The 21,580-nt window shown below is 64.2% G+C and carries 21 protein-coding genes; 11 read left to right on the top strand and 10 right to left on the bottom strand.

From position 1 onward, the window contains the following. Positions 1-90: 90 nt before the first annotated feature. From ACFC25_RS04080 to ACFC25_RS04070, 3 genes are read right to left on the bottom strand one after another with little or no spacing between them, the layout of a single operon-like run. Positions 91-1,206 carry a ribosome small subunit-dependent GTPase A gene (locus ACFC25_RS04080; protein ID WP_376044151.1) on the bottom strand — a complete coding sequence of 372 codons (1,116 nt, stop codon included), beginning with the start codon at positions 1,204-1,206 and terminating at the stop codon, positions 91-93. Further along, positions 1,206-2,588 (bottom strand): 3-phosphoshikimate 1-carboxyvinyltransferase, encoded by a 1,383-nt coding sequence (gene aroA / locus ACFC25_RS04075; protein ID WP_376044149.1) that lies wholly within the window; start codon positions 2,586-2,588, stop codon positions 1,206-1,208. Before aroA ends, ACFC25_RS04080 begins: the two co-directional genes overlap by 1 nt. A 6-nt stretch (positions 2,589-2,594) precedes the next feature. Further along, positions 2,595-3,143 (bottom strand): DoxX family protein, encoded by a 549-nt coding sequence (locus ACFC25_RS04070; RefSeq protein WP_337345813.1) that lies wholly within the window; start codon positions 3,141-3,143, stop codon positions 2,595-2,597. Between the two features lie 329 nt (positions 3,144-3,472). Between ACFC25_RS04070 and ACFC25_RS04065 the strand changes: the two genes are divergently transcribed. Both ACFC25_RS04065 and rsrA read left to right on the top strand, forming a co-directional pair. Then, positions 3,473-4,258: a sigma-70 family RNA polymerase sigma factor gene (locus tag ACFC25_RS04065; protein WP_376044147.1), complete on the top strand. Its 786-nt coding sequence runs from the start codon at positions 3,473-3,475 to the stop codon at positions 4,256-4,258. After that, positions 4,255-4,515: a mycothiol system anti-sigma-R factor gene (gene rsrA / locus ACFC25_RS04060; protein ID WP_131131627.1), complete on the top strand. Its 261-nt coding sequence runs from the start codon at positions 4,255-4,257 to the stop codon at positions 4,513-4,515. Before ACFC25_RS04065 ends, rsrA begins: the two co-directional genes overlap by 4 nt. 97 nt (positions 4,516-4,612) lie before the next feature. Here rsrA and ACFC25_RS04055 read toward each other — a convergent pair whose 3' ends face one another. The 5 genes from ACFC25_RS04055 to ACFC25_RS04035 all read right to left on the bottom strand — a co-directional run bounded on the left by ACFC25_RS04055 (position 4,613) and on the right by ACFC25_RS04035 (position 10,894). Further along, positions 4,613-4,687 (bottom strand): 50S ribosomal protein bL37, encoded by a 75-nt coding sequence (locus ACFC25_RS04055; RefSeq protein WP_369299106.1) that lies wholly within the window; start codon positions 4,685-4,687, stop codon positions 4,613-4,615. Between the two features lie 97 nt (positions 4,688-4,784). Then, positions 4,785-5,399, bottom strand: coding sequence for a PadR family transcriptional regulator (locus ACFC25_RS04050; protein ID WP_337351022.1), 615 nt, complete (start codon positions 5,397-5,399; stop codon positions 4,785-4,787). Next, on the bottom strand, positions 5,399-6,226 hold the full coding sequence (locus tag ACFC25_RS04045; RefSeq protein ID WP_376044145.1) for a DUF4097 domain-containing protein: 828 nt from the start codon (positions 6,224-6,226) through the stop codon (positions 5,399-5,401). Before ACFC25_RS04045 ends, ACFC25_RS04050 begins: the two co-directional genes overlap by 1 nt. Positions 6,227-6,321: 95 nt before the next feature. Further along, a complete protein-coding gene (locus ACFC25_RS04040; protein ID WP_337345816.1) occupies positions 6,322-6,921 on the bottom strand; it encodes a GDSL-type esterase/lipase family protein in 600 nt (199 codons plus the stop codon). Positions 6,922-7,075: 154 nt separating this feature from the next. Further along, positions 7,076-10,894 carry a multifunctional oxoglutarate decarboxylase/oxoglutarate dehydrogenase thiamine pyrophosphate-binding subunit/dihydrolipoyllysine-residue succinyltransferase subunit gene (locus ACFC25_RS04035; RefSeq protein ID WP_376044144.1) on the bottom strand — a complete coding sequence of 1,273 codons (3,819 nt, stop codon included), beginning with the start codon at positions 10,892-10,894 and terminating at the stop codon, positions 7,076-7,078. Between the two features lie 526 nt (positions 10,895-11,420). Between ACFC25_RS04035 and ACFC25_RS04030 the strand changes: the two genes are divergently transcribed. The 5 genes from ACFC25_RS04030 (at position 11,421) to ACFC25_RS04010 (ending at position 16,607) form a co-directional block, all read left to right on the top strand. Continuing rightward, positions 11,421-12,755: a hemolysin family protein gene (locus ACFC25_RS04030; RefSeq protein ID WP_337351023.1), complete on the top strand. Its 1,335-nt coding sequence runs from the start codon at positions 11,421-11,423 to the stop codon at positions 12,753-12,755. Continuing rightward, a complete protein-coding gene (locus ACFC25_RS04025; protein WP_337345819.1) occupies positions 12,752-13,822 on the top strand; it encodes a hemolysin family protein in 1,071 nt (356 codons plus the stop codon). The genes ACFC25_RS04030 and ACFC25_RS04025 overlap by 4 nt, the downstream gene beginning before the upstream one ends. 107 nt (positions 13,823-13,929) lie before the next feature. Beyond that, a complete protein-coding gene (locus ACFC25_RS04020; protein WP_376044141.1) occupies positions 13,930-14,916 on the top strand; it encodes a metal ABC transporter solute-binding protein, Zn/Mn family in 987 nt (328 codons plus the stop codon). After that, complete coding sequence (locus ACFC25_RS04015) at positions 14,917-15,732, top strand: metal ABC transporter ATP-binding protein (RefSeq protein WP_337345821.1); 816 nt, start codon at positions 14,917-14,919, stop codon at positions 15,730-15,732. It begins immediately after the preceding gene. Continuing rightward, complete coding sequence (locus ACFC25_RS04010; protein ID WP_337345822.1) at positions 15,732-16,607, top strand: metal ABC transporter permease; 876 nt, start codon at positions 15,732-15,734, stop codon at positions 16,605-16,607. The genes ACFC25_RS04015 and ACFC25_RS04010 overlap by 1 nt, the downstream gene beginning before the upstream one ends. Positions 16,608-16,650: 43 nt before the next feature. Here the strand turns inward: ACFC25_RS04010 and ACFC25_RS04005 are convergent, their stop codons facing one another. Next, positions 16,651-17,130, bottom strand: a complete 480-nt coding sequence (locus tag ACFC25_RS04005) for a Fur family transcriptional regulator (protein ID WP_337351025.1) — start codon at positions 17,128-17,130, stop codon at positions 16,651-16,653. 111 nt (positions 17,131-17,241) lie between these two features. Here ACFC25_RS04005 and ACFC25_RS04000 point away from each other — a divergent pair, with 111 nt between their 5' ends. Continuing rightward, positions 17,242-17,898, top strand: coding sequence for an MBL fold metallo-hydrolase (locus tag ACFC25_RS04000; RefSeq protein WP_376044138.1), 657 nt, complete (start codon positions 17,242-17,244; stop codon positions 17,896-17,898). Here ACFC25_RS04000 and ACFC25_RS03995 read toward each other — a convergent pair. Further along, positions 17,895-18,974, bottom strand: coding sequence for a PLP-dependent cysteine synthase family protein (locus tag ACFC25_RS03995; protein WP_376044136.1), 1,080 nt, complete (start codon positions 18,972-18,974; stop codon positions 17,895-17,897). The two genes, ACFC25_RS04000 and ACFC25_RS03995, sit on opposite strands and share 4 nt — an antisense overlap. A gap of 83 nt (positions 18,975-19,057) precedes the next feature. Here ACFC25_RS03995 and ACFC25_RS03990 point away from each other — a divergent pair, with 83 nt between their 5' ends. From ACFC25_RS03990 to ACFC25_RS03980, 3 genes are all read left to right on the top strand, one after another. After that, a complete protein-coding gene (locus ACFC25_RS03990) occupies positions 19,058-19,897 on the top strand; it encodes a sulfurtransferase (protein ID WP_376044135.1) in 840 nt (279 codons plus the stop codon). 63 nt (positions 19,898-19,960) lie between these two features. Continuing rightward, complete coding sequence (locus ACFC25_RS03985; RefSeq protein WP_337351028.1) at positions 19,961-21,121, top strand: NAD(P)-dependent alcohol dehydrogenase; 1,161 nt, start codon at positions 19,961-19,963, stop codon at positions 21,119-21,121. Then, entirely contained in the window at positions 21,118-21,549 is a 432-nt protein-coding gene (locus ACFC25_RS03980; RefSeq protein ID WP_376044133.1) for an HIT family protein, read from the top strand. Before ACFC25_RS03985 ends, ACFC25_RS03980 begins: the two co-directional genes overlap by 4 nt. Positions 21,550-21,580 lie beyond the last annotated feature (31 nt).

Genomic DNA, 21,580 nt, shown 5'->3' with positions numbered 1-21,580 from the left:
AACTACCGTCAAAGCGCCGTGTGGTTGGGGACCCCGGCTTCGGGCGGCGTCCTGAACAGCCTGGGCGCTGGTCCCAGCCGGCCGGGCGGGTCAGTTGACGCTGCCCAATTCCTTGGTTTCCTGCCCCTCCATGCGGGGATCGGTGCCGAGCAGGCGACGGAGGGACGCGAGCCTGGCAGGTCCGGTTGGGCCCGCATGGCCTTCGGCAACCCAGGAGTCCAGGCCGCAATTGACTGCGCTGGCATTGTGTTTGCAGCCGCGCTCGCACGCATCCGTGCCCGGTTCCAGGTCCGGAAAGGAGCGGAGGATGCGGTCTGCGTCGACATGCGCCAGTCCGAAAGACCGGATGCCGGGGGTGTCGATGATCCAGCTTCCAGCAGGGGCGTCGGCCAGCTTAAGGGCCAGGGCCGAGGAGGACGTGTGGCGTCCGCGGCCTGTCACGGCGTTGACTCCGCCAGTGGCTCGCTCGGCTCCGGTCAGGGCGTTCACCATGGTGGACTTGCCTACGCCTGAGTGCCCCAGCATCACCGTGACCTTGCCATCGAGGTAGGCCCGAAGCTGGGCGACGGCATCGCTGTCGAGGCGCGCCGAGAGCCCGTCGTCGGAGCGGGCATCGATGCCGGATGCAGCGGCGTCGGCCGTCCGGCTGATGATGACCGGGAAGTCCAGGTGCTCGTAGTTCGACAGAAGTTCGGCAGGGTCTTTGACATCGGCTTTCGTGACCAGCAGGATCGGCTCGATGCCGGCGTCGTAGGCGGCGACGAGTGCACGGTCAATGAAGCCGGTGCGTGGTTCGGGATTGGCCGCCGCCACCACAACAACGAGCTGGTCGGCGTTGGCCACGACTGCCCGTTCAACGGGGTCGGTATCATCGGCGCTGCGCCGCAGGAGCGTCCTGCGGTCCTGGATCCGGACCAGCCGGGCCAGCGTGTCCGGTTCCCCGGAGACATCTCCCACCAATGAAACGAAGTCGCCAGCGACCACGGGGGACCGGCGGAGTTCCCGTGCCCGTGCGGCGATGATGATGCGTTCTTCCCCTGAATCTTCGCCGACCACCGCTGTGTATCGGCCGCGGTCCACGGTAATGATCCGTCCTGTCACGGCATCATCGTGGCTGGGGCGGTCCTTGGTGCGGGGCCGGGAACCCTTCTTGCTGGGGCGGATCCGGACGTCGGATTCGTCCCAGGAGTCAGTGCTGCGTGCCACTATGCGTTACCAGCGGGTCCCGGCGTACCGGGTTCCTGGCCCTGCGCGATCATGTTTTCCCACAGCCGCGGGAAATCGGGCATGGTCTTGGCCGTGGTGGCGATGTCTTCTACTTCTATGCCCTCCACTGCGAGGCCCAGTATCGCCCCTGCAGTTGCCATTCGATGGTCCGCATAGCTGTGGACGACGCCGGAATGCAGCTTGGCCGGGCGGATCACCAGCCCGTCGCTGGTTTCCTCGGCGTCGCCGCCCAGCCGGTTGATCTCGGCGACCAGGGCGGCGAGCCGGTCAGTCTCATGGCCGCGGAGGTGTGCGATGCCGCTGAGCCGGGAGGGCCCGCTGGCAAGCGCGCACAGCGCCGCGACAGTGGGGGCAAGCTCACTGGTTTCATCAAAGTCGGCGCCCTTGATCTGAGCTCCGCCGGTGACCGTGAGGACGCCGTCGGACAGGCTGACCGTGGCGCCCATGTCCGCAAGGATACTGCGCCAGAGGTCACCCACCTGCGTGGTTCCAGTGGGCCAGTTGGGGATCCGGACCGTGCCGCTGGTGGCCAATGCGGCGGCCAAGAAAGGGCCGGCGTTGGAAAGGTCCTGCTCAATGCGCTGGTCAAACGCCCGGATGGTTCCTGGCGCCACGACCCAGTGATTGGGGACGGAATCATCCACGGACACGCCCACGCCGCGAAGGACTGCCACTGTCATGTTGATGTGGTCCAGACTCGGAACCGGCTTACCGACATGCTCCAGGTGCAGCCCCTCTGTAAAGCGTGCACCCACCAGCAGTAATGCAGAAACAAACTGGGACGAGGCACTGGCGTCGATCACCAGATGTCCGCCCCGGACTTCCCCGGTTCCGGCCACGTCAAAGGGCAGGGACGCCGGTGTCCCGCCGTCCTCTGCCGTCACGGCCACACCGAGCGCCTTCAGGGCTTCGATGATGGTCCCCATGGGGCGGTTCCTGGCGTGCGGATCGCCGTCGAACACGCTGACGCCGTTCCGCAGTGCAGCGAGCGGAGGAACAAAGCGCATGACGGTGCCGGCCAGTCCGCAGTCGATCCGGGCCAGCGACGACGGCGCGTCCTGGCTGAGGGGAACGACCTCAAGGTCCGGGCCGAAGGCTCCGTCGCCGGGAACTTCCGTGATGGAAGCCCCCAACTGCCGCAGGGCCTCAATCATCAGGGCGGAGTCCCTGGAGTGCAGCGGAGCGCGGAGCCGGGACGGTCCGTCAGCCAGCGCCGCCAGGACCAGGAACCGGTTGGTCAGGGATTTCGAACCCGGCACGGTCACGGTGGCATTGATGGGCCTGGTGGCGAACGGTGCGGGCCAGAGCGGAAGAGCTTCGGCAGCGTCAGGCTGCGAAAGGGCGGTAGTGGATCCGGTCATGCGTCCTTATGCCCCCGTTGCCTGGTCCACCACACGACGCACGGCCTTGTCGGCCTTGTGGAGTTTCTTCCCAGTGCTCTTGCGGGCGTCAGCTGCCAGGTGCGAAGCGCCCTTCCTGGCGTCGGCAGCGAGGTGTTCCGCCCGCCAGGCCAACCCTGGCTTACCGGCAGTATCCACCGAAGCCAGCAGGGCCCCGCCGCTCAGGGACAGGTTCTTCAGGAGCTGGTTGCGGCGTGCCACACGGGCCTCCTTGGTGCTGATGTCGGCGCTGCGCCATTCGACGAATGTGTTAAGGGCAGAGATGACCGTGAGCAGCGTCGCAGAGAACCGCGCGAACTTGCCCAGGCCAAACAGCACTCCGGCGCCCACCTGCACCCCGCCGATGACCCGGGCCAGTGTCTTGTCTTCCGTACGGAAAGGCAGTGAGGCCGTGGCTTTGCGCAGAAGCGGCGACAGCTGCTGGGCAGTGTCATCCGCGTTCTTGAGCTTATCCAGTCCTGCGAGTACGAAGCTGGATGCCAGCATGGGCCGGGCGAGGGTACGGACAAAGGACATGGATTTCCTCCTGGCTGGACGAACCGCGTCGAATGCGGCGGAGTCGGTTCTAGTCTTGCACTTTTGGGGAATATTTGCCCGCCACTAAAGGTTATGGATTGCGGGTCCGGCAGTGCCGGACGAATCACGGCGCACACTGCGCCATGGCGGTTGGGTTGCGGGCTGCAGGTCCGGGCGCATCGAACGGTACAGGGAAATGGAGTTGGCCTTTGGGGTTGGTGAAGGACGGCATGGACGTGGCAGGCCCCGTGGCGATGGAGGCTTTGGAAACCGGTGCCCCGGAGTACGGGTCGCCGCGTGCCCGGAGCGTCACAGTAGACTTGGGGGCGATGAGCACCCTGGATCCGGCCCTCGAGGCCATGTATGAGGCCTCCGGGCGCGAAGCCAAGACCGCGGATGTCTCACCGGACGCCGCGAAGTCAGGCGGAACGCCTGATGCCGCGCTGTTGCCGGACACGGCGGCCACAGAACCCGAAGCCCCGGCAGTTGACCTTGCCACGGAAAGCACGGAGGAGCGCCGGATTCGTTTTGAGCGCGATGCCATGCAGTACGTGGACCAGCTCTATTCAGCGGCCATGCGGATGGCGCGGAACCCCGCTGATGCCGAGGACCTTGTGCAGGAGGCCTACACCAAGGCATTTTCGGCCTTTCACCAGTACAAGCCCGGTACCAACCTCAAGGCGTGGCTGTACCGCATCCTGACCAATACCTACATCAATTTGTACCGCAAGCGGCAGCGCGAACCGCTGCAGTCCAACTCGGACACCATTGAGGATTGGCAACTCGCCAGGGCAGAGTCCCACACGTCCAGCGGGTTAAGGTCGGCCGAAGCAGAGGCCTTGGACCACCTGCCTGACACCGACGTCAAGAGGGCGCTGCAGGCCATTCCCGAAGAGTTCCGGCTCGCGGTGTATTTCGCCGACGTAGAAGGCTTCGCGTACAAAGAAATTTCAGACATCATGAACACGCCCATCGGCACTGTGATGTCCCGGCTCCACCGCGGCCGGAAAATGTTGCGGGACATGTTGGCGGAATATGCCGCCGAGCGGGGATTCAAAACCGCCGTCGATCCTCAGGAAACGGCCGGAAGCACACAACAGGAGAACAGGAAATGAGCGACTGCCAGGGATTGGGCGACTGCGACGACGCCCGGATGCAACGCATCTACGAATATCTTGACGGGGCACTGACCCGGGAAGACATCACGGACATCAAGCACCACCTCGATGACTGCCCGGAATGCACCCAGCAGTATGACCTCGAATGCGTCATCCGCAACATGGTCAAACGCTCCTGCACGGAAGCGGCACCGGAGAACCTGAAGAACGCCATCCTGGACCGGATCCATTCAATCCGTCCCGTCGAGGCCTGAGGGCACCGAACCGGCCACACACCGTAAGAGACGAAGAACCCCGGAAGCCATGTGACTTCCGGGGTTCTTCGTTTGAACCGTCATACCAAGCTTTTGCTTAGGTGTTGGGGCGCTTGCCGTGGTTCGCGCCGCCACGCTTACGGTCACGACGTTTACGTGCACGCTTGCTCATAGCTGGCCTCCTTAATGTTGGTACTCAAAAGAGCTGCCCTCAAGTCTCCCACATGATGGCACGGGCCGCGAACCAGGACCGCCTGTGAAGCGGCCGCTCAGCCCGGCAGGGAATTCCGGATGGAAATGCGGGCCTGGTCAAGTACCGTCCGGACGGTTTCGAGCACCATGGGGCTCAGCGGCTCCCTGTTAGCCTGCAGCCTCAGCTCGACTCGGAGGTCGTCGCGGAACGCCTGGAGGAGCATCTCGGCTTCCTTGAGCGTGCGTTGTCCTTCGGGTGACTGCCGGGGTCCGGCCGAACTGAAGTCACCGTTCCGGACCGAGGCCCTTGCTGCCTCGGCCGTTGCTGCGAGATCTGCCCTCAGGCCACGCATGTTGGTCCGGATATCGTCGCGGAGGCTATCCGCCAACCGCCGGACGGAGGCGGAAATGTCGTTTTCGACGCCGGCCAGCTCGTCCCGGCGGGTGTTCAGTTCAGCCAGGCCTGCAGGCGTGATGTGGTAGTTGGTACGGCGGCCCGCGGATTCCGTGGCGACGAGCCCTTCCTCTTCCAGCTTCCCCAACCGCGGGTAAATGGTGCCCGCGCTGGGGGAGTACGTGCCGCCGAACCGTTCATTGAGGGCCTTGATGAGCTCGTAGCCGTGCTTGGGCCCGGACTCGAGGAGGGCAAGGAGGTAGAGCCTTAGGGCGCCGTGGGCGAAGACAGGAGGCATCAGTACTCTGTTTCCGGGGCCCCGGCTGTCTGGCCATGGAAGATGGAGGTCTTGCCGGAGACAGAGTTGGTCCGGACAATCATCAGCTTGCCGTCCGGGCCGGCGATTGTTTCCACCTTGCCGCCGGGCTGGGAGTACTGCTGGTTGTCGATGACCAGCGTGCCACTGGCCGACTTGGCCACGATGTCCACGCCGACGTCGTGCGGAAGGCGGATGGTCAGGTCGCCCGAAACTGAATTGGCGCCAAAATCCTGGGTGAAGCCCAGGAGGTCGAAGCTCATGTCGCCGCTGACAGTGTTGGCCCGGATGTGGCTGAACCTTCCAGAGGCGGTGACTTCACCGGAGATGCTCTTGGCGGTCAGGACGCCGTCGTGGTTGCGTGCGATCACCTCGCCGCTGACCGTGTTGACGTGGAGGTCACCGGCGGTTCCATCCGCCATCACCGAGCCAGACACCGTGTTGAGCCGTATGTGCCCGCCGGTACCCGACACCAGGCCATCCCCGCTGACCGTTCCGGCTTCCACGTCAACGCCCTCGGGCAAGGCGATGCTGATGACAGCCGAATTGTTGCTGTTGTGGTTGACGGTGCCCATGAGGTTCTTGAACCACCCCTGCGGCCCGTGGAGCTGGTGCCGAACCTCCAACCGGCCGTCCACCAGGCTGATGGCTACGGGATCGCCCTGGACTTCGGAAACCTCAACTCGCGCTACGGTGTCCGTGTGGGTGACAATGTCGAACCGCCCGCGAACCATTCCCAGCTTCAGCGACGTGACACCGTCGACGTCGATAATGCGGGGCTCGGTGACGGCCCAGCTGCTCTCTGCCATGGATCCTCCAAGATCGCGATATATCGTGACTGATACCCCACGGTATAACGCCTCGGCGGACGGGTCAAGATATATCGCGATTGGCGGCGTGGGGATTACTCCGGGGCGTCCATGCCCAGCCACTGGAACCAGCCCCGGTGCAGGACCAGCCAGGCCATCAGGCCGTAGCCAGACTGGCCGGGTGTCCCACCGTTAGCCGCGAGGTCCTGGCGCCACTGCTCGTGGTTCAGCAGGGGTGAGAAGGTGTCAACATACAGGTGCTTGCGCCTGGTGGTTACATCGGCGAAGGCCGTGTTGAGCTCTCCCAGCCGGCGGTTCTGGGTGGGATCCAGCGTAGGTGGCGGGCCAACCACAAAGACTTCGATCCGGTTCTGCGAGGCGGAGTCCAGGATGTTGGCCAGGTTAAGGCGGCTGCGGGCGGTGGAGAGGCCAAACTCAATATCGCGGCCGGAGAGCCCGATGACCAGCCGGTTTTCGTGGAGGTCGCTGAAACGCCGGCCGGCTTCCTCCAGCCAGCGTGCGGCCAGTCCTTCCGTTCCTTCCTGTGGGCAGGGGAGGGCATAACTCTCAAGTGCCATGCCATCCTGCGGAGTGCGGGCCAGGACGCGGCCCAGCCAGCCGAGAGCCCTGGGATCGCCCAGTCCGGCCAGCAGTTCATCTCCAACAGCTGCGATGCGCAGCTTCCTGTCTTCCACAAGTTCCTCTTTACTTCCGTACTGAATGGCGCCCCATGCCGGCAGCGCGGGACGGGCCGGGCAGACTCTGCCCGTTGGTACCCTCGCAACCCATTAAACAGAACTGCCCGGCCGGAGTCTGGTATTTCGACGTCCGGCCGGGCAGCCCCCGTGGTTACTTACGGGCGAAAGCCTGCTTCAGGAGTGTGTCCTGCTCGGCTGCGTGCCGCTTCATGGAGCCGGCGGCAGTGGATGCCGACGCCGGACGGGACACGAGCCGGACCCTGCGGTCAAGCGCGTCGGGAAGGTTCAGGCCCATAAACGGCCACGGTCCCTGGTTGGCGGGCTCATCCTGTGCCCAGACAACCTCCGCGTTCGGGTACTTGGCGAGCTCCGCCGCAATTTCCGCCGCGGGCAGCGGATAGAGCTGCTCGACACGGACGATCGCCGTCGTCTTGTCCTCGGTCTTCTGCCGGGTGGACAGGAGGTCGTAATACAGGCGACCGGATACGAGCAACACGCGTTCGACGGCGTCAGCCGCCAGCTGCTCGTGCTCACCGATGACCGGGCGGAAGCTGCCAGTGGTGAAGTCTTCGACCGAGGATGCCGCTCCCTTGAGGCGGAGCAACTGCTTTGGCGTGAAGATGATCAGCGGCTTGCGCGGCCTGCTGTACGCCTGGCGACGCAGCAGGTGGAAGTGCGATGCGGCTGTCGTGGGATTGGCAACGATCATGTTCTCTTCCGCGCACATCTGCAGGAAGCGCTCGATACGTGCCGAGGAGTGGTCCGGGCCCTGGCCCTCGTAACCGTGCGGCAGCATCAGCACGAGCGATGAACGCTGGCCCCACTTCTGCTCGGCGGAGGAGATGAACTCGTCGATGATGGTCTGCGCGCCGTTGACGAAGTCGCCGAACTGCGCCTCCCACAGCACGAGCGCGTCAGGGCGCTCCACTGAGTAGCCGTACTCGAAGCCCATGGCCGCGTATTCGGACAGCAGGGAGTCGTAGATCCACAGCTTTGCCTGGTTGTCTGAGAGGTTGCCCAAGGGAAGCCACTCGTTGCCATTGGAGCGGTCGTGGAACACGGCGTGGCGCTGCACGAAGGTTCCACGGCGCGAATCCTGACCTGCGAGGCGGACGGGAACGCCTTCCATGATGAGCGAACCGAAGGCTGCGATCTCGCCGAAGCCCCAGTCGATGCCGCCTTCACGGGACATCTGCTCGCGCTTCTCGAGGAGCTGCTTGAGCTTGGAGTGGACGGTGAAGCCCTCGGGGATTTCGACGTGTGCCTTGCCGATCCGGGCCAGGGTCTCCGGGGAGATGGCAGTGGACGCGGGAGCGTTGGTGCCGAAATCGGACTGCTGGGCGATGGGACGTTCGATGTCCGAAACCGCTGCGGAGTCCGCCGTGATGATCGGGATCGGGGAAGTCTGGGCGGCGTGGGTCTCTGCGAAGACCCGCTCCAGGCGCTCCTGGTAGTCGCGGAGCAGCTGCTCTGCTTCATCTTCGGTGATGTCGCCACGGCCAATCAGCGATTCGGTGTACAGCTTGCGGACGGAGCGCTTGGCTTCGATCAGGTTGTACATCAGCGGCTGGGTCATCGAGGGGTCGTCGCCCTCGTTGTGGCCACGCCGGCGGTAGCAGACCATGTCGATCACAACGTCCTTGTGGAAGCGCTGGCGGAACTCGTAGGCGAGCTGGCCAATGCGGACCACTGCCTCCGGATCGTCACCGTTCACGTGGAACACCGGAGCCTGGATCATCTTGGCAACATCCGTGGAGTACGTGGATGAGCGTGAGGACGATGGAGCTGTGGTGAAGCCGACCTGGTTGTTGACCACAACGTGGATGGTGCCACCGGTGCGGTAGCCACGGAGCTGGGACAGGTTCAAGGTTTCTGCCACCACGCCCTGGCCGGCGAAGGCGGCGTCGCCGTGCACCATGATGGGCAGGACCGGGAAGGCCTCGCCCTGGTCCAGGCGGTCCTGCTTGGCGCGGACGATGCCTTCGAGCACGGAGTCCACGGCTTCAAGGTGCGAGGGGTTGGCAGCGAGGTAAACCTTGGTTTCGTTGCCATTGTCCGACGTGAAGGTGCCCTCGGTGCCAAGGTGGTACTTGACGTCACCCGAGCCCTGGACGGAGCGCGGATCCTGGGTGCCCTCGAATTCGCGGAAGACCTGGGCGTAGGTCTTGCCGGCGATGTTGGTCAGCACGTTGAGGCGGCCGCGGTGGGCCATGCCAATGGCGACTTCGTCCAGGCCGTCATCGGCGGCGTCTGACATGATCGCGTCAAGGAGCGGGATGAGGGACTCGCCGCCCTCAAGGGAGAAACGCTTCTGGCCCACGAACTTGGTCTGCAGGAACGTCTCAAAGGCCTCCGCGGCGTTCAGCTTCGAAACAATGCGCAGCTGTTCTTCACGGGTGGGCTTGGAGTAGGGGTGTTCCAGCTGGTCCTGGAACCACTTGCGTTCCTCCGGCTCCTGGATGTGCATGTATTCGATGCCCGTAGTCCGGCAGTAGGCGTCACGCAGCACCGCCAGGATGTCGCGGAACTTCAGCATGGGCTTGCCGCCGAAGCCGCCGGTGGGCCACTCGCGGTCCAGGTCCCACAGGGTCAGTCCATACGTCAGGACGTCGAGGTCGGGGTGCTTACGCTGGACGTACTCCAGCGGGTCGGTGTCCGCCATAAGGTGGCCGCGCACGCGGTAGGAGTGGATCAGCTGCTGGATCCGGGCGACCTTGTTGATCTGGTCGGACGGGTCAACCTGCAGGTCCGGGCTCCAGCGCACGGGCTCGTACGGGATGCGGAGGGACTCAAAGATTTCGTCGTAGAAGTTCTGTGCCCCCAGCAGGAGCTGGTGGACGAGCTTCAGGAACTCGCCGCTGCCGGCTCCCTGAATGACGCGGTGGTCATAGGTGGAGGTAAGCGTCAGGACCTTGCTGATCGCGTTGTGCGCGATGATCTTTTCGCTTGCGCCCTGGAACTCGGCCGGGTAGTCCAGCGCGCCCACGCCGATGATGGCTGCCTGGCCCTTGGAAAGGCGGGGCACTGAGTGGACGGTGCCGATGCCACCGGGGTTCGTCAGGGAAACAGTGGTGCCCTGGTGGTCGTCGGCGGTCAGCTTGCCGCTGCGGGCCCGCTTGATGAGGTCTTCATACGTGTGCCAGAACTCGGAGAAGTTGAGGGTCTCCGCCTTCTTGATGTTGGGAACCATCAGGAGGCGGGTTCCATCGGGCTTGGGCATGTCGATGGCGATGCCGAAGTTCACGTGGGCCGGCTGGACGGCGACGGGCTTGCCGTCCACCTCGTCGTAGTACACGTTCATGGACGGGAACTGGGACAGGGCCCGAATGACGGCGTAGCCGATCAGGTGGGTGAAGGACACCTTGCCACCGCGGGCCCGCGCCAGGTTGGAGTTGATGACCACGCGGTTGTCGATCAGCAACTTGGCCGGGATCGCACGGACGCTGGTAGCGGTGGGAACCTCAAGGCTAGTCACCATGTTCGTGGCGATGGCCTTGGCCGGGCCACGAAGGATGGAGACGACGTCTTCCTCAGGCGCCGTAGGTGCCTTGACGTTCTTGGGAAGCTGGGCGGGGATCGGCTGTGATCCGGAGCCCGGCTCGGTCTTCTTCGCGCCGTCACGCGCCACGGTGGCCGGTGCCTTCTGAACCGGCGCCGGTGCCGGAGGAGCAGGAGGCGCAGCTGCAGCGGGGGCAGGCGCGGCCGGCTGTGCTGCCGGCGACGGTGCCGGAGCTGCGGGGGCCTGCGCCTGGGCTACGACGGGCATTTCGCGGGTTGCGGGATGAGCAACCGCGAGGGCCGAATTTCCGTTGGAGGAAGAACCGCTGCCCGAGTCGAAGGATTCGAACAGGGGCCACCACTTGGCATCCACCGCGTTTTTGTCCTGCTGATACTGCTCGTACAGTTCGTCAACGAGCCACTCGTTTCCGCCAAATTCCTCTGGTAGACGGTGGCTAGGCTGCTCTGGCACTTGAAATACGCCTCTTCCATGAGTTTGATTTCTCTCTGGCCGCCACGGTGCCTCAGCACAACATCCGAACCAGTCTCTGCGTCCTCTGAACCCAGACCTTTGCCAGTCTAATGAGCATTCTGTATTAACTGCCAATAAGGGTGACCCAAATCATGAAGTGACGCGTAGATTGGCAAATATGGCGCCGCCGGTCCCTGCCCGACGCTCATGGAGGGCTATCCCAGGGGACGCTTCAGGATGCCGGGATTTGCTCCTGTAGACTGAAATTCTTATGGACAGTAAATCTAGGTGCCGGCCTGGGGGCTGTCAGCGGAGCATGAAGTACAGCAACGCGCAGCCGACCCGCCGAGCCGGCAAACCCCGAACACGCGCCCATCACACTCCGTCGTTCCACGCCTCCGGAGCCTTCAAGGAGACAGCGTCCGCTTCGGCGGACCATCCTCCGCCGGGCAGACTTCCCCGGATCCAGCCTGGAACACGGACCTGCACCATCACCCCGCCCCAGCATCACCGGGCGGGCTGCTGAATGGAATGGTTACTCCTCGCGGCAGGCCTCCTGCTGATCGCCGGCACCGGCTTCTTCGTCGCCGTCGAATTTTCCCTTATTGCCCTGGACCAGGCGACTGTCCAACGCGCGATCGACAACGGTGACACCCGTGCCGTTGCGCTGCTCAAGTGCCTGAAGTCCCTTTCAACCCAGCTCTCCAGCTGCCAGCTTGGCATCACCCTGACCACCCTCCTGACCGGTTACGTCATGGAACCCTCCGTCGGCAAACTGCTTGAGGTGCCCCTGACCGCCGCCGGGATCCCTGAGGCCGCAGCAGCGTCCATTTCCCTTGTCATCGCGATGGTGCTGGCCACCCTGCTCTCCATGCTCCTGGGCGAGCTGGTGCCCAAGAACATGGCCATCGCCCTGTCATTCCCCGTGGGCCGCGCACTCGCGAGGCCACAGCTGATGTTCACGGCCATTTTCAGACCGGCCATCGTGGTCCTCAACGGGTTTTCCAACAAAGTCCTCAACGTCTTCGGCCTCGAAGCCAAGGAAGAGATTTCCGGTGCCCGGACGCCTGCCGAGCTCGCATCCCTGGTGCGTCGCTCGGCTGCCATGGGAACGCTCGACGCCGGAACGGCCAACTTCGTGGCACGGACACTGAATTTCTCGGCCAGGACGGCTGCCGACGTGATGACACCACGGATCCGCGTGGAAACCATCGACGCCGACCAGCCCGTTTCGGACATCGTGGAGGCCGCCCGCCGCACGGGTTACTCGCGGTTCCCGGTCATCGGGGACTCTGCCGATGACATCAGGGGATTGGTCCACGTCAAGAAGGCTGTGGCCGTACCTTCGGCACGCCGGGCAAACCTGGAGGCCGGAGCCATCATGACCGACGTCCTTCGGGTCCCGGAAACCATCCACCTCGATGCTCTCCTCGCTGAACTCCGCGAGGGAAACCTCCAGCTCGCCGTGGTCCTTGATGAGTATGGCGGCACCGCCGGAATCGCGACGCTCGAAGACCTCGTGGAGGAAATCGTAGGAGAAGTGGCGGACGAGCACGACAAAGTCCGTCCGGGGCTCCTGCAAAGCGCATCGGGTGACTGGTACTTCCCTGGGCTGCTGCGTCCGGACGAACTCTCCGAACAGATTCCCGGCCTGACCGTTCCCGACGAAGCAGCCTACGAGACGGTGGGCGGCTACGTCATGAGTGAATTGGGGCGGATCGCCGCCGTCGGGGACACTGTGGCGGTGGGCGGCGGAACGTTGAGCGTGACCAGGATGGACGGGCGCCGGATCGACAGGATTTGCTTCCGGCCGGCCGCCCCTGATGCAGAGCCTGACCCGAATGACAGGACGGAACGATGAGTGACTGGGCCGGAATTTTCTGGCTGGTAGTGCTCCTGCTGGGTAACGCGTTTTTTGTTGCCGCCGAGTTCGCCGTGATGTCGGCCAGGCGCAGCCAGATTGAACCGCTGGCCGACGCCGGGTCCAAGCGCGCGCAGACCACCTTGCGGGCAATGGAGAACGTGTCCCTGATGCTGGCGTGCGCGCAGCTGGGCATCACGGTCTGCTCCCTGCTGATCCTGCTGGTAGCCGAACCGGCCATCCACCATCTCCTGGCTGCCCCGCTGGAAGCCGTGGGGCTGCCAATGGAGATCGCCGATGTGGCGGCGTTCGCCGTCGCGCTGATGGTGGTTACCTTCCTGCACGTGACCTTCGGCGAAATGGTGCCGAAGAACATCTCGGTTTCGGTAGCTGACAAGGCCGCACTTTTCCTGGCGCCGCCGCTGATGTTTGTTGCCCGCCTGGTCAAGCCCGTTATTGTGGCCCTGAACTGGTCGGCCAACCACATCCTGAAGCTCCTCCGCATCGAACCCAAAGACGAGGTGAATTCCTCGTTCACCTTGGAGGAAGTCCAATCGATCGTCCAGGAGTCCACCCGGCACGGTCTGGTGGACGATGATGCAGGGCTGATCACGGGTGCACTGGAATTCTCCGACCACACCGCCTCGGACATCATGGTGCCGCTGGACAAGCTGGTCATGCTAAAGGCCGCCACCACGCCGGTGGAATTCGAGAAGGCAGTCAGCCGGACCGGATTCTCGCGGTTCCCGATGCTGGACGATGATGAGATGCTCTACGGCTACCTGCATGTCAAGGACGTGCTGTCCATCCCCGATGCGGATTATCAGCACCCGATTGCGGAAAGCCGGATCCGCTCTCTTGCCAACCTCGCGCTGGGCGATGAGATCGAGAAGGCGATGTCGGTCATGCAGCGAACCGGTTCGCACCTGGCCCGGGTCATCGGCCCGGATGGCCAGACGCAGGGGGTGCTGTTCCTGGAAGATGTGATCGAGCAGCTTGTCGGCGAAATCCGGGATGCTACGCAGGCGACCGGGATTCGGAGGCTCGGCCAGCCGAACGGCGAGTGATGCCCGCGGTCGGGGACACTGGCGCTTTTCTAAATAGGAATCATTCCTATTTGGAGATAGACTTTCCGGAGTTGCTTTTGTCCCTCCTGAACTGATCTGAGGTTTCCGTGCGCCGTCCATCCGCCGCCCGTGCATCCCTGGCCGCCCTCGCCGGCCTTGGCCTGATGTTGTCTGCATGCTCTGCTGAGGGGGCGCCCTCCGGCGCCTCTTCGGCTGCCGAGGGAATCAATGTGGTTGCCTCCACGAACGTCTATGGCGACATTGCCAAGGCCATCGGGGGCGACAAGGTCAACGTCACGGCGATCATCAACAAGACCAGCCAGGACCCGCATTCCTACGAGGCGACCGCCCAGGACCGGCTGGTAGTGTCCAAGGCCGACCTCGTCATTGAGAACGGTGGCGGCTACGACGGCTTTATCCACACGCTCGCAGACGACAGCAAGATCCCCCACGACAGCATTGTCAGTGCCGTGGAAGTATCGGGACTGGCGCCGGAGGAGGAAGCATCCGAGCCTGCGGCTGCGGAAGCCACCGAGCCGGCCGACGACCACGTCCACGATCACGGCGAGTTCAACGAACACGTGTGGTACAGCCTTTCTGCGATGGGGAAGCTGGCAGATGTCCTCGCTGCCAAGTTCGGTGAAGCCGAGCCGGGTTCAGCTGCCGCGTTCGAGGCGAACGCAGCCACGTTCAAGTCCGGCCTGGATGGGCTCACGGGTAAACTGGCAGCATTGTCGGCGGCCGATGCCGGAGCTCCTGTTGCAGTTACTGAGCCAGTTCCGTTGTACCTGCTTGAGGCCGCCGGGCTGGAGAACAAGACACCGGAGGACTACACTGCAGCGATCGAAGAAGGCACTGACGTACCGCCAGCCGTGCTGAAGGCGGCAACCGATCTTGCCGGTTCCAAGGACCTAAGCTTCCTGGCGTACAACCTGCAGACCGAAGGTCCCCAGACCGAGGCGCTGAAGAAGGCGGCAGAAACAGCCGGCGTTCCGGTGGTCGACTTCAGCGAAACACTGCCGGAGGGCAAGACGTACCTGCAGTGGATGACGGACAATGTGGACAACATCAGCAAAGTTTTGGAGAAAAAGTAGTTGAAACCGGTTGTGAGCCTCCGTGGGGCGTCCCTGCAGTTTGGCAGGAGGGCGCTGTGGGAGGGTCTCGACCTAGACATCAGGCCCGGTGAATTTTTCGCCGTGCTTGGTCCCAACGGAAGCGGGAAAACCAGCTTCCTCAAAGTGCTGCTCGGGCTGCAGCAACTCCACTCGGGCACTGCCAGCCTCGGAGCACACCCCGTGGAACGGGGGAGCCGGATGATCGGTTACATCCCGCAGCAGAAATCGTTCGCTGTGGACACGCCGATGCGTGCCAGGGACCTGGTGGGCCTGGGCGTCGATGGCCACCGGTGGGGCCTGCGCCTCGGGGCCGCCAAAGCAAACCGCAGGATCGACGAACTCCTGGAACTTGTCGGTGCCACGGACTACGCCAAGGTCCCGGTGGGGCAGCTCTCCGGCGGTGAGCAGCAACGACTTCGGGTGGCCCAGGCTCTGGCGACGGACCCGAAGGTCCTGTTGTGCGACGAGCCGCTCCTGTCCCTGGATCTTCACCACCAGCAGGCGGTCAGCGCCCTGATCAACAAGCAGTGCCGTGAACAGAACAGTGCAGTGGTGTTTGTGACCCACGAAATCAATCCGATTATCGATTACGTAGACCGCGTGCTGTATCTGGCCGGAGGCCGCTTCCGGGTGGGAACTCCCCAGGAAGTCATGACCACCGAGGTTCTCTCCGACCTCTATGGCAGCCATGTGGAGGTCATCCACGCCAACGGACGCATTGTCGTCGTCGGACTTCCGGACGCAACCACGCACCATCACGCGGATGTCCACGCCACCGCCGCTGAGGTGGCGTGATGGACGCCGACAGCATCATCGGGTCGATCTTCAGCTTCGAAAACTATGGCGAACTCCTGGTCCTGGTCCAGAACTCCATTTGGGCCGGCGCGGTCCTGGGGCTGCTGGGCGGCCTCGTCGGGACGTTTGTGATGAAGCGTGACCTCGCCTTTGCGGTTCACGGCATCTCCGAACTTTCCTTCGCCGGGGCTGCCTTTGCGCTGCTCATCGGCGCTGACATCGTCTTCGGCTCGCTCATTGGGTCAGTGGCGGCCGCGCTGCTCCTCGGGCTCATGGGCGTGCGGGCGCGGGACAAGAATTCGATCATTGGCGTGATCATGCCGTTTGGACTGGGGCTCGGCATCCTGTTCCTGTCGCTCTATGAAGGGCGGGCGGCGAATAAGTTCGGCCTGCTGACAGGCCAAATCGTCTCTGTCGACACGGTTCAGCTGCAGGCCCTGGCCGGGACAGCGGTGGTGGTCATGGTGGCGTTGGTGATCATCTGGCGGCCGCTGAACTTTGCCAGTGTCGACCCCGAGCTTGCCGAAGCCCGGGGGGTTCCCGTGCGGACCTTGGCCCTGGTCTTTATGGTCCTGCTGGGCGTGAGCGTGGCCCTGTCCATTCAGGTGGTGGGTGCCTTGCTGGTCCTGGCCCTGCTCATTACGCCGGCCGCAGCGGCTTTGCGGGTAACGTCCTCACCGGTGGTGGTGGTGGTGCTGAGCGTGGCATTTGCGATGACTGCGACCGTCGGAGGGATCTTGCTGGCACTGGGCGGCCGCATCCCGATCAGCCCCTATGTCACTACGCTGTCATTCGTCATCTATGTGGTGTGCCGGATCATCGGAACGGTCCGCGCCAAGCGCGGGCTAAACGGCCGGCTGCTGCACGCGGCCTGAGGATCTCCCGCCGATTCAGGTCCGTGTTCGACGACGGACCAGGCTACAGGAGCCCAGCGGCCTTGCGTGCCGTGCAGTCCGGGCACAGCCCAAAGATCTCCACGGTGTGCGCCACCTCGGTATAACCATGGTCCTTGGCTGTCCGCGCGGCCCACGTTTCGACTGCGGGTGCTTCGACCTCAACGGCCTTTCCGCAATTCCGGCACAGGAGGTGGTGATGGTGGCCGGTTACGGCACAGCGGCGGTAGACGGCCTCACCCTCACCGTTGCGCAGAACATCCACGAGCCCGTCGTCAGCCAGCGACTGCAGGATCCGGTACGCCGTGGCGAGGGAGACGGAAACGCCCTGGTTCTGCAGGATGCGGTAGAGCTCCTGGGTGCTGACGAAGTCATCCAGTTCGTCCAGGGCAGCGCTGACGGCCAGGCGCTGCTTAGTGACGCGCTGCTCTTTGCCCGCGGCGGTGCCTACCCGCGGCGCGGGGGTTGACGGCGTCGATTCGTCAGCCTTGGTGCCATACGGCATGGATTGACTCGCTTCCCTGAGGGATGGTGGCAAAGATCCAGATTACCAGCCAGACCTTGGCGGGCAGGAGTTCCGTGGACACCTGCCCGGACAGGACCCTAGGCTGGCGCTATGAAGCTAACTAAATACACTCACGCCTGCGTCCGGCTCGAAGTAGACGGGCGTGTCCTGGTCCTTGACCCCGGCACGTTCTCCGAAGTGAAGGAAGCACTGGACGGCGCGCAGGCAGTGCTGATCACGCACGAGCACGGCGACCACGTGGACGTAGCTGCCCTGGTCAATGCCCTGCGGGGTGAAGGCGAGCTCGCTGTTTTCGCGCCGGCGGGGGTGGCAGGCAACCTGCGCGAGGAAGCGCCGCAAGCCGCAGACCGGATCCATTCGGTTGAACCCGGGATATCCTTTGACGCTGCCGGGTTCAGCGTCCGCAGCTTCGGCGGGCAGCATGCCCTGATCCATCCACAGGTTCCCGTGGTGGCCAACGTAGGCTACCTCATTGACGAAAATGTCTATCACCCGGGCGACTCCTTCATCGTCCCGGACGGCATTAGCGTCAAGACGCTGCTGGTTCCCATCCATGCACCATGGAACAAGGCCAGCGAAGTGGTGGACTTTGTCATCGGCGTCCGGGCACCGCAAGCCTTCCAGATCCACGATGGGCTCCTGAACGAGATGGGCCTGAAGATGGTGGAGTCTCATGTGACCCGGATCGGAGCCAAGTACGGCACGGAATTCACGCACCTGGCGGTCCGTGAAACAGTCGAAGTCTAGGGTGCCCAGATGCCGGTTTCGAAGAAGCGGCTGATGACTGCCTGATGGGGCTCGGGGTCCATCCCCTGGGCGGCCAGCCACGCCGGGTTGTAGTAGTTGCCCGCGTAGCGCTCGCCGCCGTCGCACATCAGCGACACAATACTTCCGCGCTGGCCCGTGGCGATCATCTCCGCCACCAGTTGCCAGACACCCCAGAGGTTGGTGCCGGTGGAAGGCCCTGCGTGCAGGTCCGTGAGTTCCCGAAGGTGCCGCATTGCGGCCACGGATGCGGCGTCAGGCACTTGGATCATGCGGTCGATGACAGATGGGACAAAGCTGGGTTCCATCCGCGGCCGCCCGATGCCTTCGATCCGCGAGGGAATGCCGGTGGTGAATTCCGGCACGCCGTCCCGCCAGCCGGGATAGAAAGCAGAGTTCTCGGGGTCAACCACTGCCAGGGAGGTGTCATGGGAGTGGTACCGGAGGTAGCGGCCGATCGTCGCGCTGGTTCCGCCAGTGCCGGCACCCACAACGATCCAGCGGGGGACCGGGTGCTCCTCCATGGACAGCTGATCGAAGATGGACTCTGCGATGTTGTTGTTGCCGCGCCAGTCGGTGGCCCGCTCGGCGTAGGTGAACTGGTCCATGTAATGCCCGTTGCTGGTTGCTGCGACCTCCTCCGCAGCGGCGTAGACCTCGGACGCGTGGTCCACGAGCAGGCAGGCCCCGCCGAACTGTTCAATGAGGGCGATCTTTTCCGGGCTGGTGGTCCGGGCCATCACAGCGACGAAGGGCAGGCCCAGCAGCTGTGCGAAATAGGCCTCGGAGACGGCGGTGCTGCCGCTGGACGCCTCCACAATAGTGGTGTCCTCCCGGATCCAGCCGTTGACCAGGCCAAAGAGGAACAGGGAACGGGCCAGCCGGTGCTTGAGGCTGCCGGAGCGGTGGGTTGATTCGTCCTTGAGGTACAGCTGGACTCCCCAGTGCTCCGCAAGCGGCACCGAGTATAGGTGCGTATCCGCGGACCGGTTGTTTTCTGCGGTAATTTTCCTGATGGCCTGGTCAGCCCAGGCCCTGTCCGCGCGTGCGTTCTTCACCGGACCAGCCTACCCGCGCTGCCCGTTGGGGCCGGGCTAGAGTGGTCTGGTCAAAGCCCGAACCAACTACTCCTAGGAGCCGCATGGGACCCCTTCTGGATGTGGCCGCACTCGACGCCCGAATGAAGGCCGGCCAGCGCACCGTACTGCTGGACGTCCGGTGGCAACTGGGCGATCCCCATGGCCGCGAACACTATCTTGAAGAACACCTGCCCGGAGCAGTTTTTGTGGACCTGGCCACCGAACTGGCTGCCCCCGCCCAGCCGGAACATGGCAGGCACCCGCTTCCAACAGCTGAACAGTTCCAGGCCTCGGCTCGACGCTGGGGCATCTGCGACGGCGACATCGTCGTCGCTTACGACGACAGCGGGAACCTGGCTGCAGCACGGGTCTGGTGGATGCTGCGCAACGCCGGTTTCCCGGGCGTGTACCTGCTCGACGGCGGCTTGGCGGCGTGGCGCGGCGCTGGGCTGCCTGTGCAACGCGGCAATGTGGAGGCAAGGCCGGGCAACGTCACCCTTGGTGATGGGGCAATGCCGGCCATCGATGCGGCCACAGCGGGCAGTTGGGCCGGCACCGGAGTCCTCCTGGACGCCAGGGCTGGCGAAAGGTACCGCGGGGAATTCGAACCGGTGGACCCGCGGGCTGGCCATATCCCGGGCGCCGTCAGTGCTCCGACGACGGAGAATGTTGATGCGTCGGGGCGGTTCCTCCCCGCCGACGAACTGCGGCGCCGCTTCACCACGCTGGGGATCTCCGGGGACGCCCCCGTGGCCGTGTACTGCGGTTCCGGCGTCACTGCCGCCCACGAGGTCGCGGCACTGGAGATGGCCGGCATCGCGGCGGCGCTATACCCAGGTTCGTTCTCCGAATGGTCCAACAACCCTTCCTTGCCTGTGGTGACGGGCAGCGAGCCCCGCTAGCGCCTGCCCGGTGGAATGCCTCCCGAGTGGAAATATCCGGCAACACGGGGGTAGCGTCGCTGTATGACCCCTGGACGACCCGTACCGCCGCCCCTCGCCCGCCCGATTTTGCCGGCTCGCAGCTTCGAAAATGACAGCACGGTAAACGACAGCCTGGCGGCCGCCTATGGCGCCACGTCCGGGGAAAGCGGCCTGGTCCCGCTGACCGTAGCAAGGCGGGCACTCAAGGCGGACGACGTCCGGATTGCCATTGACTTCTGCGGCCTCTGCCACTCGGATGTCCACGCCACCCGCGGGGAATGGGGCACCCAGCACTACCCCTTGGTTCCCGGGCACGAAATCGTCGGCAGCGTCAGTGCTGTCGGGTCGGCCGTGAACGACTTCGCGCCTGGAGATCTGGTAGGGGTTGGCTGCATGGTCGACTCGTGCCGGGAGTGCCGGAGTTGCCTGGACGGACAGGAGCAGTACTGCGAAAACGGACTGACTGGGACCTATGGGGCGAAGGACGCCCGCAACGGTGGAGCGATCACCCAAGGCGGTTATTCGACGTCGGTAGTGGTGGACCGCCGGTACGTGGTCCGCGTGCCGGACAGCCTTGACCCTGCTGCCGTGGCGCCGCTCCTGTGTGCCGGTGTCACCACGTTTTCCCCGCTCCGCCATTTCGGCGTCAAGGAAGGGGACACAGTGGGCGTCGTGGGACTTGGCGGCCTGGGGCACATGGCGGTCAAGCTGGCCAAGGCCATGGGCGCCCGTGTGGTGGTCTTTACCACCTCCGAATCAAAAGTTCCCGCTGCGCTGGAACTGGGCGCGGACGAGGTGGTGTTGTCCCGGGACGCGGACGCGATGGCCGCCGCTGACCGCAGCATCGACGTCATCATCGACACCGTGGCCGCTCCACATGACTTGGACCCCTTCCTTCGCACCATCCGGCGGGACGGTGCGCTGTTCCAGCTGGGTTTGCCGTCAGAGACCATGCCCCCGGTAAACCCCAGGGCGCTGATCCGTCGGCGGATCTCCTACACAGGCTCGCTGATCGGCAGCATCGCCGAAACCCAGGAAATGCTCGATTTCTGCGCTATGCATCATGTGGTGGCGGACATCGAACTGGTGCGCGCGGACCAGCTGAATGAGGCCTACGACCGCATGGTGGCAGGCGACGTAAAATACCGGTTTGTGCTGGACACCAGCACCCTGCAGGCCCCGGCCGAGGAGGCAGACGCATGAGTACCCTGTTCACCAAGATCCTTAACGGCGAGATCCCCGGACGCTTCGTCTGGCGCGAGCCGGACGTCGCCGCCTTCCTCACCACCGGGCCCCTGGCTGACGGGCACACCCTGGTGGTCCCCACAGAGGAAGTGGACCGCTGGACGGATGCGTCGCCGGAAACGCTCGCCAAGGTGATGGAAGTGGCGCGCCGGATCGGTGCGGTGCAGCTGGATATCTTCCCGGCGGAGCGTGCCGGGCTGATCGTGGCGGGGTACGAGATCAACCACTTCCATGTCCATGTGTGGCCATCCAGGAGCATGGCCGATTTTGATTTTGCTTCGGCCGACCAGCACCCTGACCCTGCCGTGCTGGACGCGAACGCCGAGAAGCTCCGCGAAGGTTTGCGGGCCGCCGGTTACGGGGAATTCGTACCTGGCGACGCCTAGCCCCGCTGATGCCCAGAGCCACTGAGGCCCA

Source organism: Pseudarthrobacter sp. NPDC055928, assembly GCF_042270935.1.
Taxonomy (GTDB): domain Bacteria; phylum Actinomycetota; class Actinomycetes; order Actinomycetales; family Micrococcaceae; genus Arthrobacter.
This window is presented reverse-complemented; position numbering and strand designations above follow the sequence as displayed.